Annotated in this window: 16 protein-coding genes and 1 riboswitch; of the genes, 7 read left to right on the plus strand and 9 right to left on the minus strand. The window is 71.1% G+C overall.

Annotated elements, in window-relative coordinates; all coding sequences use genetic code 11:
• Positions 1–102: 102 nt before the first annotated feature.
• Positions 103–789: a triacylglycerol lipase gene (locus EDD90_RS44760; RefSeq protein WP_123978785.1), complete on the minus strand. Its 687-nt coding sequence runs from the start codon at positions 787–789 to the stop codon at positions 103–105.
• A gap of 116 nt (positions 790–905) precedes the next feature.
• On the opposite strand from EDD90_RS44760, the gene EDD90_RS44765 reads away from it, so the two are divergent.
• Positions 906–3080 carry a LuxR family transcriptional regulator gene (locus EDD90_RS44765; protein ID WP_123978786.1) on the plus strand — a complete coding sequence of 725 codons (2175 nt, stop codon included), beginning with the start codon at positions 906–908 and terminating at the stop codon, positions 3078–3080.
• Between the two features lie 115 nt (positions 3081–3195).
• Here EDD90_RS44765 and bioD read toward each other — a convergent pair whose 3' ends face one another.
• From bioD to bioB, 3 genes are read right to left on the minus strand one after another with little or no spacing between them, the layout of a single operon-like run.
• Positions 3196–3912 carry a dethiobiotin synthase gene (bioD, locus tag EDD90_RS44770; protein ID WP_123982290.1) on the minus strand — a complete coding sequence of 239 codons (717 nt, stop codon included), beginning with the start codon at positions 3910–3912 and terminating at the stop codon, positions 3196–3198.
• Positions 3913–3914: 2 nt separating this feature from the next.
• Positions 3915–5195 carry an adenosylmethionine--8-amino-7-oxononanoate transaminase gene (locus EDD90_RS44775; protein WP_123978787.1) on the minus strand — a complete coding sequence of 427 codons (1281 nt, stop codon included), beginning with the start codon at positions 5193–5195 and terminating at the stop codon, positions 3915–3917.
• Positions 5188–6375, minus strand: coding sequence for a biotin synthase BioB (gene bioB, locus EDD90_RS44780; RefSeq protein ID WP_123978788.1), 1188 nt, complete (start codon positions 6373–6375; stop codon positions 5188–5190). Before bioB ends, EDD90_RS44775 begins: the two co-directional genes overlap by 8 nt.
• A gap of 147 nt (positions 6376–6522) precedes the next feature.
• On the opposite strand from bioB, the gene EDD90_RS44785 reads away from it, so the two are divergent.
• Entirely contained in the window at positions 6523–7650 is a 1128-nt protein-coding gene (locus EDD90_RS44785) for an 8-amino-7-oxononanoate synthase (protein WP_123978789.1), read from the plus strand.
• A gap of 59 nt (positions 7651–7709) precedes the next feature.
• On the opposite strand, the gene EDD90_RS44790 is transcribed toward EDD90_RS44785, so the two are convergent.
• Both EDD90_RS44790 and EDD90_RS44795 read right to left on the minus strand, forming a co-directional pair.
• On the minus strand, positions 7710–7937 hold the full coding sequence (locus EDD90_RS44790) for a DUF397 domain-containing protein (protein ID WP_123978790.1): 228 nt from the start codon (positions 7935–7937) through the stop codon (positions 7710–7712).
• Between the two features lie 9 nt (positions 7938–7946).
• Positions 7947–8807 carry a helix-turn-helix transcriptional regulator gene (locus EDD90_RS44795; protein ID WP_123978791.1) on the minus strand — a complete coding sequence of 287 codons (861 nt, stop codon included), beginning with the start codon at positions 8805–8807 and terminating at the stop codon, positions 7947–7949.
• Positions 8808–9019: 212 nt separating this feature from the next.
• Here EDD90_RS44795 and EDD90_RS44800 point away from each other — a divergent pair, with 212 nt between their 5' ends.
• Entirely contained in the window at positions 9020–9478 is a 459-nt protein-coding gene (locus tag EDD90_RS44800) for an ATP-binding protein (protein ID WP_123982292.1), read from the plus strand.
• A gap of 34 nt (positions 9479–9512) precedes the next feature.
• On the opposite strand, the gene EDD90_RS44805 is transcribed toward EDD90_RS44800, so the two are convergent.
• The 3 genes from EDD90_RS44805 to EDD90_RS44815 form a co-directional block, all read right to left on the minus strand.
• Positions 9513–9986: a C40 family peptidase gene (locus EDD90_RS44805; protein ID WP_123978792.1), complete on the minus strand. Its 474-nt coding sequence runs from the start codon at positions 9984–9986 to the stop codon at positions 9513–9515.
• 3 nt (positions 9987–9989) lie between these two features.
• A riboswitch (cyclic di-AMP (ydaO/yuaA leader) is annotated at positions 9990–10174 on the minus strand.
• Between the two features lie 361 nt (positions 10175–10535).
• On the minus strand, positions 10536–10844 hold the full coding sequence (locus EDD90_RS44810; RefSeq protein ID WP_046730013.1) for a hypothetical protein: 309 nt from the start codon (positions 10842–10844) through the stop codon (positions 10536–10538).
• 7 nt (positions 10845–10851) lie between these two features.
• Complete coding sequence (locus EDD90_RS44815; protein ID WP_123978793.1) at positions 10852–11487, minus strand: ATP-dependent Clp protease proteolytic subunit; 636 nt, start codon at positions 11485–11487, stop codon at positions 10852–10854.
• A gap of 140 nt (positions 11488–11627) precedes the next feature.
• Between EDD90_RS44815 and EDD90_RS44820 the strand changes: the two genes are divergently transcribed.
• The 4 genes from EDD90_RS44820 to EDD90_RS44835 all read left to right on the plus strand — a co-directional run bounded on the left by EDD90_RS44820 (position 11628) and on the right by EDD90_RS44835 (position 14883).
• Positions 11628–11906 (plus strand): type II toxin-antitoxin system Phd/YefM family antitoxin, encoded by a 279-nt coding sequence (locus EDD90_RS44820; protein ID WP_123978794.1) that lies wholly within the window; start codon positions 11628–11630, stop codon positions 11904–11906.
• Between the two features lie 637 nt (positions 11907–12543).
• Positions 12544–12846, plus strand: a complete 303-nt coding sequence (locus tag EDD90_RS44825; protein ID WP_010355509.1) for an urease subunit gamma — start codon at positions 12544–12546, stop codon at positions 12844–12846.
• A gap of 11 nt (positions 12847–12857) precedes the next feature.
• Positions 12858–13169 (plus strand): urease subunit beta, encoded by a 312-nt coding sequence (locus EDD90_RS44830; RefSeq protein ID WP_123978795.1) that lies wholly within the window; start codon positions 12858–12860, stop codon positions 13167–13169.
• Entirely contained in the window at positions 13162–14883 is a 1722-nt protein-coding gene (locus tag EDD90_RS44835) for an urease subunit alpha (protein ID WP_123978796.1), read from the plus strand. The genes EDD90_RS44830 and EDD90_RS44835 overlap by 8 nt, the downstream gene beginning before the upstream one ends.
• Positions 14884–14896 lie beyond the last annotated feature (13 nt).

Here is a 14896-nt window from a genome sequence, read left to right on the forward strand (position 1 = left end):
GCACGAAAGCAGGTCTACGGTGATTGTCCCCCGCACGGGCCCCGCGCACCCCCCGCCGCGCCATCAAGGCGGAGAACCGCCCCCCGACCGAGGGATGAACGACTAGGCGATGAAGTCGCGCACCTGCTCGTACACGCCGTAGTCGTTGTTCATGTCGGTGTGCGAGATGCAGCCGACGTCGACGTTGGTCGCCCCGCTCAGCTCCGCCGAGGTGTCCGGGTCGATCGCCGCGTCGCAGTCCGACCAGTACGCCGCGTACGAGACACTGCCGGGCGTCTCGTCACCCGAGTTCAGGGCGGTCAGGAAGGAGCTGCCGGTCGTCATCTCCTTGCAGGACGTGTACAGCCACCCGCACAGCGAGGCGACGCTGGTCCCGTGGTTCACCCCGGCGACCGACACGAAGTGGTCCACGTACGACGTGCCGCCGAGGTTCTTGAGGTAGTAGCGGCTGTTGAGAGCGCCCATGGAGTGGACCACCAGGTCGACCTTGGAGGCGCCGGTCTTGGTGAGGACGGACTGGATGTAGGTCGACAGCGTCGAGGCGGTGGTGACGTTCGACTTCGTCCAGTCGTACGAGATGGCGTAGAGCTCGGAGGACGAGTAGCCGTCCGCCTCGAAGTCCGCGATCCAGTCGTCCCAGCTGCTGGAGTCGCTGCTCAGACCGTGCACGAACACGATCGGGTCGTGACTCGCCGCGTGCGCGGGAGTCGTGGCCAGGGGGAGTGACAGAAGGAGCGAACCGGCAATCGCCGACAGAGCCGTAGCGATGCGACGCTTGGCGCGTTGCATGATGCCTCCTGAAACGGGTGGGGTTGTTCAGGAGTGTCAGGACGGGTCTACGCGCGCCGCATCGGCGAAGTCGCCAGTCTTTACGAGTCAACTAACCCGCCAGTAACGTCTTTGGTGTGGTGATACCGGTGAACCCCCCACCTCTTGACCGCAGTTCGCCACCGCAGAGGACCGACGCGGGGCCGTGCGCTGCTTCGGCGCTCCCCGAGGGCGTCCGCGCCCGGGTGCTCCGTGTCGTATACGAGGACCCGCGCGCCGTGGCCGAACTCGTGCCGCGTCTCACCGAACGGCAGGCGACGGGAGTCGACCCGCTGCCCGTCGAACCCGCCGAGCTGGCACCGCGGTTGCTCCAGGCCCTGCGCCGGGAGATCCGCGCACTGCCCGACGACACCCGGCTGCTGCTGCTCCTTGCCGCCGCCGACCAGTACCCGGTCGCCACCCACGCCTTCCTGCGCGCGGTCACGGCCGCCCGGATCGACACCCGCCCGCTGGAGGCCGCCGAGACCGCCGGGGTCGCTCATGCCGGCGCCGGTGGGGTGTTCTTCCGGGACATCTGGACCCGGATCGCCGCCTACGGGACCGCCTCACCGGCCGACCGGCGCGCGGCCCACCAGTTGCTCGGCCGCGTACTGGGCGGCAAGGCCGAGACGACCCGCCGCTCCTGGCACCGGGGCGCCGCCGCGCTCGGTCCCAGCGCCCGGCTCGCCGCAGAGCTGCGCACCGCCGCCGACCGGGCCCGCGCCGAGGGGCGGCCCGCGCTGGCCCGCGCCCTCGCCGAGCGCGCAGCCGACCTCTGCCCGGATCCGGCCGAGGAGGCCCGGCTGCTGGCCCGCGCCGCGGCCGACGCCTGGCGCTCCGGAGAGCCCGACCGGGCCAGACGCCTCGCCGCCCGTACGGACAGCTCCGCCCTGAACGGCGTGCTCGCCCTCAGAGCGGGCGACGCCTCCGAGGCCTTCGACGCGCTGCTCACCGCGGCCGTCCGGCAGGAACGTTCCGCCGACTCCGCGGAACTGCTCGCCCTCGCCACCGAGGCCGCCGTCTACACCGGCGACCTGAGACGCTGCCGTGAGGCCCAGGTCGCCGCCCAGCGACTCGGCCTTCCCCAGTCCGGGGTGCTCGCGGGCCTCGCCGCCGCCGTCGACGGCCGCTACGAGGACGCCCGTCTTCTCCTCAAGGGCACCGCCGGCCGCTGCGGGCCCGGCGGCGAACCCGGGCCGCTGATCCACTCCGGCATCGCCGCGCTGATGCTCGGCGACCACACCCGCACCGTCACCGCCACCCTCCAGGCCGCCGCCTCGGCCCGCGCCCACGGCAACCCGGCGACCGCCGCCCAGGCCATGGAGTTCCGCGCCTACGCCGACTTCTGGACCGGCCGCACCCGGGCCGCCGAGGCCGCCGTCCAGGAGGCCCTGCGCCAGGCCCACGCCACCGGCCAGGAGAACGGGGCCTGCCATCTCCAGGCCGCGCTCGCCATGTTCGCCGCCGTCACCGGCGACGAGGAGGCCTGCCGGGAGCGCGCGGCCGCCGTCCGCTCCCATGCACTCGCGCACGGACTCGGCCTGCCCGCCGCCCTCGCCCAGTGGGCCCTCGCCTTCCTCGACCTGACCCACGGCCGCTTCCCCGCCGCGGCCGCCCGGCTGCGCGCCCTCGCCGGGTTCGGCCCCGGACACGGTCACCGGGCCATCCGGCACCTGGCCACCCCGCACTACGTCGAGGCCGCGGTCCGCACCGGCGACACCCGGGTCGCCCGTGCCGCGCACGCCGACTACCACCACTGGGCCACCGCCGTCCGCAGCGCCGACGACCTCGCCCTCAGCGCCCGCTGCCGGGCCCTGCTCGCCCCCGGCGCCGAGGCGATCCCGCACTACCGCACCGCACTCGATCTGCACGCCCGTGGTACCCGCGACTTCGAACGCGCCCGCACCGAACTGCTGTTCGCCGGCGCTCTGCGCCGGCTTCGACAGCGAACCGAGGCCCGCGACCGGCTGCAGAGCGCCCTGGAGGCCTTTGAGTCCTTCGGTGCCCCGCACTGCGCCGCCCAGGCCCGGGCCGAACTGCGCGCCCTGGGCACACCCTCGGTCCCGAGCTCCGGCGCCGACCCGGCGGCCGTCCTCACTGCCCAACAGCTCATGGTCGCCCGGATGGCCGCCGACGGGGCCACCAACCGTGAGATCGCCGACCGGCTCAACCTCAGCCCGCGCACCATCGACCACCATCTGCGGGGGGTCTTCAGCCGGTTGGGGATCCGGTCCCGGATCGAACTGGTACGACTGCTCGGCGAGTCGCCCTAGGGAGCAACTCCGCGAGGCGGGTGGGCCGTCGGTCGGGTGCGGCTCTGTGGGGGCTGCTCGCGCAGTTCCCCGCACCCCTTCGGGGCGCGCCGCACCCGACCGACGGCGTGCCGCCCTACGGCGCTTCCCGTACCCGGAACGCCTCCGCGTCCCAGGTGCCGTCCAGGCGGGCCGACAGCCAACTCGGCGCCACCGCACGGAAGTCGGTGGGGGCCAACGCCCCTGCCCCGGCGGGCAGGGCACCGAGCAGCGGCGCCCCCGCCACCTCCGGCAGGTCGGCCACATTGCACCGCGAGGCCAGGTCGGGAGAGTCCGGCCAGCTGCCGATCACCACTCCCAGCAACTCCAGCTCACGGAAGCGCAGTTCACGGGCGGTCAGCTCGGTGGTGTTCAGGGTGCCGAGCCCGGCCGACGCCACGAGCAGCACCGGCGCGTTCAGCAGCCGGGCCACGTCCGCCAGGGTGCCGCCCGTCGCGTCGAAGCGGACGAGCAGTCCACCGGCGCCCTCCACCAGCACCAGATCGTGCTCGGTGGCCAGCTTGGCGGCCGCCTCCGCCACGTCCTGGGGGCGGACCGGGGCGAGCCCCGCCCGACGGGCCGCCGTGCCCGGCGCCAACGGCTCGGGGAAACGGGCGACTTCGGCCGCCGTCACGGCACCCGCGAGCCGCGCGACCTCGTCGGCGTCCCCGCGCTCGTCCGGTCGTACCCCGGTCTGCGCTGCCTTCAGGACCGCCACCGAGCGGCCCGCCGCGAGCGCGGCGGCGGCGACCGCGGCCGTGGTGACCGTCTTGCCGACCTCCGTGCCCGTCCCCGTGATCACCAGGATCGGCATGCTCATCCCTCCCGCGCCGCGGCGCACACCGCACGCGCGATCCGTGCCACGTCCGCGTCGTCGGTGACGTACGGCGGCATCGTGTAGACCAGGTCGCGGAACGGCCGCAGCCACACGCCCTCGCGCACCGCGGCCGCCGTCGCGGCCGCCATGTCGACCTCGTGGTCGAGTTGTACGACCCCGATGGCACCCAGAACGCGGACGTCCCGTACGCCGGGGATGTCCCGTGCGGGCGCGAGCCCGTCCCGCAGGCCGGTCTCGATCCGCTTGACCTCGGCGGGCCAGTCCTGCCCGAGCAGCAGCTCCAGCGAGGCACAGGCCACGGACGCGGCAAGAGGGTTGCCCATGAACGTCGGCCCGTGCGCCAGCACCGGCACCTCGCCCCGTGAGATCCCCTCGGCCACCCGGGGCGTGCACAGCGTCGCCGCCATCGTCAGATAGCCGCCGGTCAGCGCCTTGCCCACACACATCACGTCCGGCGTGACGGCCGCGTGGTCCGCCGCGAACAGCGCGCCCGTACGGCCGAAGCCGGTCGCGATCTCGTCGAACACCAGCAGCACGTCATGGGCGTCACAGGCCTCGCGCAGCACCCGCAGATACACGGGGGAGTGGAACCGCATCCCGCCAGCGCCCTGCACCACCGGCTCCACGATCACCGCGGCCAGTTCGTGCGCGTGCCGCTCGATCATGGAGCGCAGCTGGTCCGCGTACGACTCCTCGTACTCCGTCGGCGGCGCGTCCGCGAAGACCTGGCGCGGCAGCACCCCGGACCACAGGTCGTGCATCCCGCCCTCGGGGTCGCACACCGACATCGGCTGCCAGGTGTCGCCGTGGTAGCCGCCCCGCCACGTCAGCAGGCGCTGCTTCGCGGGGCGGCCCAGCGAGCGCCAGTACTGCAGGCACATCTTCACGGCGACCTCGACCGACACCGAGCCGGAGTCGGCGAGGAAGACGTGTTCGAGGCCGTCCGGTGTGATGTCGACAAGCAGCTTCGCCAGCCGGACGGCGGGCTCGTGGGTGAGCCCGCCGAACATCACATGGCTCATCCGGCCGAGCTGCGCGCTCGCGGCCTCGTTCAGCACCGGGTGGTTGTAGCCGTGGATCGCCGACCACCAGGACGACATGCCGTCGACAAGCTCGCCCGAGCCGTCCGCGAGCCGCAGCCGGACCCCGCTCGCCGACTCCACGACGAGCGGTTCGGCCCGGCCCGGCATCGGACCGTACGGATGCCAGACGTGCCGCCGGTCGAGGTCCAGCAGCTCGGGGACGCTCAGGTCAGGCATTGGGCGCGAGATCCGTTCCGGCACCGCGACGGCGGACGGCGACCAGGTCGGTACGCGGTTCGGTGGCGGTGGCGGCGACACCCCCGTGGGAACCGCAGCCCGACCCGCATCCGGCGTCGGCGTGCGATCCGCACCCCGCGTCCGCGTGCGAGCCGCAGACGGAACCCGCGGCCTCGGCTCGGTGCTCCGGCAGCGTCACCTCGTCGGCCCCCTCCACCACGAACCCGGCGTCCGCGATCATCTCCAGGTCGGCCTGGCCGGCCTGGCCCTCGGTGGTCAGATAGTCGCCGAGGAAGATCGAGTTGGCCAGGTGCAGCGCAAGGGGCTGCATGGTGCGCAGATGCACCTCACGGCCGCCCGCGATCCGCACCTCCACGTCGGGGCAGACGAACCGCACCATCGCGAGGATGCGCAGGCAGCGCTGCGGGGTGAGGTTCCACTCCTTGGCCAGCGGGGTGCCCTCGACCGGGATCAGGAAGTTGACCGGCACAGAGTCCGGGTCCAGCTCGCGCAGCGAGAAGACCACGTCGACCAGGTCCTCGTCCGTCTCGCCCATACCGGCGATCAGACCGGAGCAGGCGGACAGGCCCGCCGCGTGCGCCTTGTTGACGGTGTCCACCCGGTCGGCGTACGTGTGGGTGGTCGTGATCTCCCCGTACGTCCCCTCGGACGTGTTGAGGTTGTGGTTGTAGGCGTCCGCGCCCGCCTCCCGCAGCCGCTCCGCCTGGCCGTCGGAGAGGAGACCGAGGCAGGCGCACACCTCGACGCCCTCGTTCTGCTCCTTGATCGCCTTGATGGTGCCGGCGACCCGGTCCACGTCCCGGTCCGTCGGACCGCGTCCGGACGCCACCAGGCAGACCCGCTTGGCGCCCCCGGCGAGCCCCGCGGCGGCCGCCTTCGAGGCCTCGTCGGGTTTCAGCCAGGAGTACTTCAGGATCCCGGTCGAGGAGCCCAGCCGCTGCGAGCAGTAGGAGCAGTCCTCAGGACACAGGCCCGACTTGAGGTTGACCAGGTAGTTGAGTTTCACGCGTCGGCCGAACCACTGCCGGCGCACCTTGCCGGCCGCGGCCACCACATCGAGCACGTCGTCGTCGGAGGTCGCCAGTACGGCGAGCGCTTCCTCGCGGGTCGGCAGCTCGCGCCGAAGCCCCTTGTCCACCAGCGTGTTCAGCAGGTCCATGAGAGCCGATCCTGTACTACAAGGCAGCTCCGGGCCAAGGAGAGTTTGCACAACCCTGTCAGTTCGACGTGTGGGTATTGCCACACACTGGGTGACTGGTCGTCCCGCTAGGGTCTGTCCACTGCCTACAAAATCACCGGAGGGGTCATGGCGTTCGGCTGGATCGACGAACAGGCGGAACTCCGCCGCCGCGCCGGACTCGTACGGACCCTGCGCCCCCGTCCCGCCGACTCGCCGCTCCTGGACCTGGCGAGCAACGACTACCTCGGCCTCGCCCATCACCCGGAGGTCGCCGAGGGCGCGGCCGAGGCGGCCCGGACCTGGGGCGGCGGCTCCACCGGCTCCCGGCTGGTCACCGGCACCACGGAACTCCACACCGAGCTGGAGCGGGAGCTGGCCGAATTCTGCGGGTTCGAGGCGGCCCTGGTCTTCTCCTCCGGCTACGCGGCGAACCTCGCCGCCGTCACCACGCTCGGCCCGCACGGCTCCCTGATCGTCTCCGACGCCCTGAACCACGCCTCCCTGATCGACGGCTGCCGGCTGGCCCGGGGCACCACCCAGGTCGTGGCGCACTCCGACCCGGACGCCGTACGCAAGGCGCTCGGCACGCACGAGGGGACCGCGGTCGTCGTCTCCGACACGGTGTTCTCGGTCGACGGCGACGCGGCACCGCTGGCCGCACTGGCGGAGGCGTGCCGGGAGCACGGCGCCGGGCTGCTGGTCGACGACGCCCACGGACTCGGGGTCCTCGGGGAGGGCGGGCAGGGAGCGCCGTACGCGGCCGGGCTGGCCGGCTCCGACGACGTGGTCGTCACGGCGACCCTGTCCAAGTCCCTGGGCAGCCAGGGCGGTGTGGTCCTGGGCCCGGCCCGGGTGATCGACCATCTGGTGAACGCGGCCCGGACCTTCATCTTCGACACCGGCCTCGCTCCTGCCGCGGCGGGAGCGGCGCTGGCCGCCCTGCGGCTGCTGCGACGCGAGCCCGGGCGCGCGGCCCGGGCCCGCGAGGTGGCCGCCGACCTGCACGCACGGCTGACCGCCGCGGGTCTGGAAGCGGTACGACCGGACGCCGCGGTGGTCTCCGTGCGGGCACCGTCCCCGGATGAGGCCGTGCAGTGGGCGGCCGACTGCCGGACGGCAGGCCTGGCCGTGGGCTGTTTCCGTCCGCCTTCCGTGCCGGACGGCATCTCACGGCTCAGGCTGACCGCCCGTGCCGACCTCTCCGGGGCCGAGATCGAACGCGCTGTACGTGTGATCGGCGAGACACGACCATGAGTCGGCGTGACACGGCCGGGCCTTGCCCATATGCGGATACGGAGTCGGTCGTCAGCTGATCAGTCGGTGAGCGTGGCCACGAAACCCGCCCAGCTCTCGGGGGAGAAGAGCAGCGCGGGTCCGGCCGGGTTCTTGGAGTCGCGCACGGCGAGCAGTCCGGCCGGTGGGCCGGAGTGCGGCCGTGCCGTCTCCACGCAGTTGTTCGCTCCGGTGCTGTAGCTGCTGCGCAGCCACCGCGATCCGTGCAGATCAGCACTTGAAGGTACGTTCCGAGGCAGTGCAGTCATGGTGCCTCCTTACGCGCCGTCACCTATCCCGGCGATGTAATCCAACGAGTCCTCGGGCGAAAGGGCGTGGATCTGAAGGGTGTTGAAGGCCTCCGCGTAGGCCTGGAGGTCTTCTTTCCGTTCCAGATAGAGGCTACTCGTCAACTGGTCGAGAACAACCACATCCAGATCAGAAGTGCTCGGAAATGAGAAGATTACGAAAGGCCCGGTGATGCCCACATGCGCCCCGGCCGCGAACGGCAGTACCTGGAGCCGTACTTGGGGCAGCCGGGCCGCTTCCACCAGCCGCTCCAGCTGCCGGGCCATCACGCCCGGGCCGCCGACCTCGCGGCGCAGCACCGCCTCGTCGAGGACCGCGCTCAGCTCCAGCGGCGGCTCGTTGCGCAGTACGTCCTGCCTGGCCAGACGCACTTCCACCAGGGCGTCCAACGCCTCGTCGTCGAGCCCGTCGGCGGCCACCCGGGTCACGGCACGCGCGTATTCGGGCGTCTGCAGCAGTCCTGGTACGACCGAGGTCTCCAGCGTGCGCATCGCGCTGGCCTGTGACTCCAGACTGATGAAATCCCGGTAGGTCGGGGGCAGTACGCCACGATAGGCGTGCCACCAGTGGTGCCGGCCCGCGGTATCCTCCGACCCCGCCAACACCAGCAGCAACTCCCGAAGTTGTCCCTCGATCACGCCGTACGCGTCGAGCAGTAACCGCACATCGGCCGGTTTCACACCGCTGGCGCCGGTCTCGATCCGGCTCACCTTCGACTGATGCCAGCCCACCAGACGGGCGGCCTCTCCGCTCGTGAGACCCGCGCCGGTGCGCAGCATGCGCAGTTCGGCGCCCAGTTTCCGGCGGCGTACCGCGGGACCGTTCTGCATGGGCTACTCCTTACTCCTTCCGAGCCGCCCAAATACGGTCTGGGGTAGCAGAGTTCACCGCTTCGAGCGACAGATATATGCATATCTTGGTGGATCGCTCCCCGTGACCGGCCCGGTAATGGCAGTCTGACGAAGAAGCACCAGTCCGGGACCGTACTCGAACCATCCGCACCGTGTCGGACTCCGGTCCCGAGGAAAGGGACGACCTCGCCATGGCAGACCATCTGGAAGCATCCGTCACTCTGCCGAGCGATCCCGCCTCGGTCTCCACGGCCCGCTCCTATGTGCTGTGCACCCTGGAGGAATGGGGACTGCCACCGCAGACGGAGACCGCGGACACCATCCGCCTCATCGTCTCGGAACTCGCCACCAACGCCGTACAGCACACCTTCGGGCAGTCACCCACCTTCACGGTGGACCTCGTCCTGGACCGTGACGAACACCTGCGCATCGGCGTCACGGACAGTCATCCGCGCTTCCCCAAGAGACTTCCCGCCGCGGTGCAGCAGGACAACGGACGCGGCATGGTCATCATCCGCTGGCTCACCGCCGAGTGCGGCGGCAAGCTCCGGGTGCGCCCCACCCGGGAGGGCGGCAAGACCGTCTTCATCGAACTGCCCTGGACGGTCCCCGCCGAACCCGTCACGACCGCCGGCCAGCAGGAGCCGTAGCCCTGAGCCCCTGCCGGCCGACCGATCGAGCGGATCAGCTGACCCGGCCGTACCAGACGCTCTTGGTCCAGATCTTCTGGAGCTTCACCACGTCCCCGGTCTTCGGGGCGTGCCAGATCTTTCCCTTCCCGGCGTAGATGCCGACGTGGTACACGCTGGAACCCGAGTGGAAGAAGACCAGGTCCCCGGCCTTGCGGTTGCCGGCCGAGATGTGACGGGTCTTGTTGTACTGCTGGGCCGCCGTACGCGGCAGGGTCTTGCCCGCCTTCTTGAACGAGTACAGCGTGAGCCCGGAGCAGTCGAACCGGTTGGGTCCGGTGGCGCCCCACCTGTAGGGCGCGCCCTTCTTCGAGGCAGCGACCTGCAGTGCCTTCGTCCCCATCGTCGCGGCCGAGGCGTCGGAGGCGACGCCGGGGATCACGATCGAGCCGCCCACTGCGGCGATGGTCAGCGCCGAGGCCGTACCGGCCCGGGCCATGAGCGACGGAACACGATTGAGCGCAGTCATGCGCAACCCTTCGTCAGCCGCCTGTGAAGGATGACCTGTCGGATTCGGGCTGGCGAAGTTGCCCGGCCGTGTCGCCACGGCTTCACCCCAAGGGCAGCTCGGCCCGGTCATGGCGTGACCGTTCCGGCGACCCGTCGTGCTTGGGTCCTCCACTCCTGCCGATGCACTTCTGTCGACGGGTCAATCCGGGCGGCGGCAGGACTCGGCGTCCGCCCGGACCGCCCCGCCGCTGTGGCGGGGGCTTGTCGTCAGACAGGGATCTTCACTCACTCGTGTCCGAAAATCCCAACGGAATCGGGGATTTGTGGGGTTACTCACCACCCACCCGTTCGGGTGGACAGCCCTTTGTTCGATTCTCCGTCAACTCCCCTGCGTAGCCCCGGACCTGCGCCGAAGCGTCATGCGGGTGTCTCCGAACGGGCGTCCTGAGCGACCTCTTCGGTCAGGTAAAACCACGCCACACTCCGCCGAACGGCAGTAACCCCTTTGGGTCGTTTCAACTCCGGCCCGGGCGTGCCGTCGACGCGCCGCCCCGGACTCCTGCGGGCATCACCGTACGCAGTCGGGCGGGAGTGCGACGCGAGCGGTCCGGCGCTCACCGTCGAGCACGCGCAACGCCCGTGCCAGCGTGTCCCCGTGAAGCTCCGTCTCGCCCCGCCGATGCATCAGGGCGAGCGCGTCGCGCAGCTCGGACGCCGCGCGCACCAGCGCCTGCGCGGCGCGCAGCCCTCGATAGGTGTCCTCGTTCTGCGCCGGGTTGATACGGCCCAGCAGGTCGACCACGTCCAGGTAACGGTCGATCAACTCGCCCTCGGCCCGGGTCAGCGCGGGCAGCGGCGGAAGCTCCGGTGGCAGCATCGGCGCCTCACCCCGCGTCCGGCAGACCGAGCGAGGTCCTGCGGCTGGGCACGATCCGGTCCACCAGCCCGTACGCCAGCGCCCCGTGCGCGTCCAGTACCAGGTCCCGGTCCAGATCCTGATGGACCTGCTCCGGTGTGCGCCCGGTGTGCTTGACGAGCATGCTTTCGAGCAGCGCCCGGACCCGGTCCAACTCCGCCGCCTGGATGGCCAGATCACTCGGCTGGCCCTGCACCGGTTCCGGCAGCGACGGCTGCTGGAGCACGATGCGTGCGCCCGGCAGCACGGACCGCTTGCCCGGTGCGCCGGCCGCGAGCAGCACCGCGGCCGAAGCACCGGCCTGCCCCAGGCAGATCGTCTCCACGTCACAGGTGACGTACTGGACCGTGTCGTAGATCGCGGCCATCGCGCTGAACGACCCGCCCGGAGAGTTGATGTACAGCGCGATGTCCTGCTCCGGGGCGGCGTGCTCCAGATACATCAGCTGCGCCATCACGTCGTTGGCCGAGATCTCGTCCACGGGCGCGCCGAGAAAGACGATCCGCCCCTCCAGCAGCTTCGAGTACGGATCCAGGGTGCGCTGTCCGGAGCTGGTGCGCTCCGTGAACTCTGGCAGCACATAGCGGGCGGACGGTCGGGTCATGGCATACCCCTCCTCGCGGCCGAGGCGTCTCGGCGGCCGGACTCTCTGTAAAAAATGTACAGGACGTACAGAGCCTCGGGTGGGTGTTCCGCTGTCGCCGAACAAGATGTGTTGTCCGAGGTGCCCCGTAAGCTGGGTTCATGGCCTACGAGATTCCGGTGACGCAAGCCAGGGCTGAGCTCGCCGAACTGATCAACCGGGTGGTGTACGGCGGTGAGCGCGTCGTGGTGACGCGGCACGGCAAACCCCTGGTCGCCCTCGTCTCCGCCGCCGACCTGGAGCGCCTCGAAGAGCTCTCGGAATCCGCCGAGGACCAGGTGGTCAGCTCGGTCTCCACCGTGCGCGAGACCGCTGCGGTGCGCCCGGAGCGCGGCCGCTTCGGCATCGCGGCGGAGCACCGGGGGGCCGCGGGCTCCTGACCCCGGACATGCCATCGGCCCTCCACCGGAGCATCCGGGGGAGGGCCGATCGGGTGTCATGGGGCGTGCCGCGGGGCGTCGGGCCACGGTGCCGCCTCCGTCGGCGGGCAGGATCGAGCCGGTCATATGGATGACGTCGACGAGACGGCGGACGACGGCGACATCCCCGGGGCGCCCCACCCGTTCGGCCGACACGGTGTCCGCCGCCGGGGCGAACTGCGCCTGCCGCCGCCCGTCGGGCAGGAAGTCATAGCAGTCCGCGTCGACCGCGCCCGACGACACCGCGTTCACCTCTACGGGCGCGAGCCCGGCGGCCGACGGGGACACGATCCGCTCGACGGCGCCGCCGACCGCTGCGAGGGTCACCGCCCCGCGGCACCGCGCGACATCCTCGATCGGACGAGCGCGCGCGGCGAGATCGCCGCCGATGCGGACCCCGGACTCGTCACCGACGTCGTCCACGGGGTGTGCCGAGAGCCGGTCCGGTGTCCCCGTGCGGCGGTCCCGGTGCGGTTAACGTCGTTGAAACTCCGGCGAACTAGCCTGCCCATCCACGCCACCAGCGGTTTTGTGTCCGTACAGGTGGCTGCGGCAACCGGACCCCGCACGGTCCGGAGCGAGGACTGTGAGGTGGGACGTGCAACTGACCCCGCACGAGCAAGAGAGGCTGCTGATCCATGTGGCGGCCGACGTCGCCGAGAAGCGCCGGGCCCGCGGGCTCAAGCTGAACCACCCCGAAGCCGTCGCCCTCATCACCTCGCACATCCTCGAGGGCGCACGTGACGGCCGTACCGTCGCCGAGCTGATGGCCTCCGGACGCAAGCTGCTCACCAGGGACGACGTCATGGAGGGCATCCCCGAGATGATCCATGACGTCCAGGTCGAGGCGACCTTCCCGGACGGCACCAAGCTCGTCACCGTCCACGACCCGATCGTCTGAGGGGGCCGCCGATGATTCCCGGAGAGATCCTCTTCGCCGACGAGCCCATCGTGTACAACGAGGGCCGCGCCGTCACCCGGATGACCGTCCTCAACGCCGCCGACCGGCCCGTCCAGGTCGGCTCCCACTATCACTTCGCCGAGGCCAACCCCGGACTGGAGTTCGACCGGGACGCGGCCCGCGGCATGCGGCTGAACGTCGCCGCCGGCACCGCCGTCCGCTTCGAGCCCGGCATCCCCGTCGACGTCGAACTCGTCCCGCTCACCGGCGCCCGCGTGGTGCCCGGACTGCGCGGCGAGACCGGAGGTGCCCTCGATGCCTGAGATCTCCCGTGCCGCCTATGCCGACCTGTTCGGGCCGACCACCGGGGACCGGATCCGGCTCGCCGACACCGACCTGCTCGTCGAGATCGAGGAGGACCGTTCCGGCGGGCCCGGTCTCGCCGGGGACGAGGCGGTCTTCGGCGGCGGCAAGGTCATCCGTGAGTCCATGGGCCAGTCGCGTGCTACGCGCGCAGAAGGCACCCCCGACACGGTCATCACGGGTGCCGTGATCATCGATCACTGGGGCATCGTCAAGGCCGACGTCGGTATCCGCGACGGCCGGATCACCGGCATCGGGAAGGCCGGCAACCCCGACACCATGGACGGGGTGCACCCGGACCTGGTGATCGGGCCCGAGACCGAGGTCATCGCCGGCAACGGGCGGATCCTGACCGCCGGTGCCATCGACGCCCATGTCCACTTCATCTGCCCGCAGATCGCCGACGAGGCGCTGTCGGCGGGGGTGACGACCCTCGTGGGTGGTGGCACGGGACCTGCCGAGGGTTCCAAGGCCACCACCGTGACACCGGGGCCGTGGCACCTCGCCCGCATGCTGGAGGCGATGGAGCAGTACCCGCTCAACATCGGGTTCCTCGGCAAGGGCAACACCGTCTCCCACGAGGCGATGATCTCCCAGATCCGGGGCGGGGCCCTGGGGCTGAAGCTGCACGAGGACTGGGGCTCGACCCCGGCGGTCATCGACGCCGCGCTGACCGTCGCCGACCGGACGGGTATCCAGGTGGCCATCCACACGGACACGCTGAACGAGGCGGGGTTCGTCGGGGACACGCTCGCCGCGATCGGCGGACGTGGGATCCACGCCTACCACACCGAGGGTGCGGGGGGCGGGCACGCGCCGGACATCATGACCGTCGTCTCCGAGCCGCACGTACTGCCGAGCTCGACGAATCCGACCCGGCCCTACACCGTCAACACCGCCGAGGAACACCTCGACATGCTGATGGTGTGCCATCACCTGAATCCGGCGGTGCCGGAGGACCTGGCCTTCGCCGAGTCGCGGATCCGGCCGTCGACCATCGGGGCCGAGGACGTGCTGCACGACCTCGGTGCGATCTCGATCATCTCGTCCGACGCGCAGGCCATGGGGCGGGTGGGTGAGGTGATACTGCGGACCTGGCAGACCGCGCATGTGATGAAGCGTCGGCGGGGCGCGCTGCCGGGGGACGGGCGCGCCGACAACCGCCGGGTACGGCGGTACGTCGCGAAGTACACCATCAACCCGGCGCTCGCCCAGGGGCTGGCCCGGGAGGTCGGCTCGGTGGAGACCGGCAAGCTCGCCGACCTCGTGCTCTGGGAGCCCGCGTTCTTCGGGGTCAAGCCGCAGCTCGTCATCAAGGGCGGGCAGATCGCCTACGCGCAGATGGGCGACGCCAACGCGTCGATCCCGACGCCCCAGCCGATCCTGCCGCGTCCCATGTACGGGGCGATCGGACGGGCGCCGGCCGCCAACTCCTTCAACTTCGTCGCCCCGCTCGCCATCGAGGACGGGTTGCCGGAGCGGCTGCAGCTCGGCAAGCGGTTCGTCGCCATCGAGTCGACGCGTGCGGTGACCAAGGCGGACATGCGCGAGAACGACGCTCGTCCCTCGGTCCGGGTCGATCCCGACAGCTTCGCCGTGCATATCGACGGGGAACTGGTCGAGGCGTCACCGGCCGCGGAACTGCCCATGGCCCAGCGCTACTTCCTGTTCTGAGAGCAGGTGGTCG

It is taken from the genome of Streptomyces sp. Ag109_O5-1 (genome assembly GCF_003814875.1).
GTDB classification, from domain to species: domain Bacteria; phylum Actinomycetota; class Actinomycetes; order Streptomycetales; family Streptomycetaceae; genus Streptomyces; species Streptomyces sasae.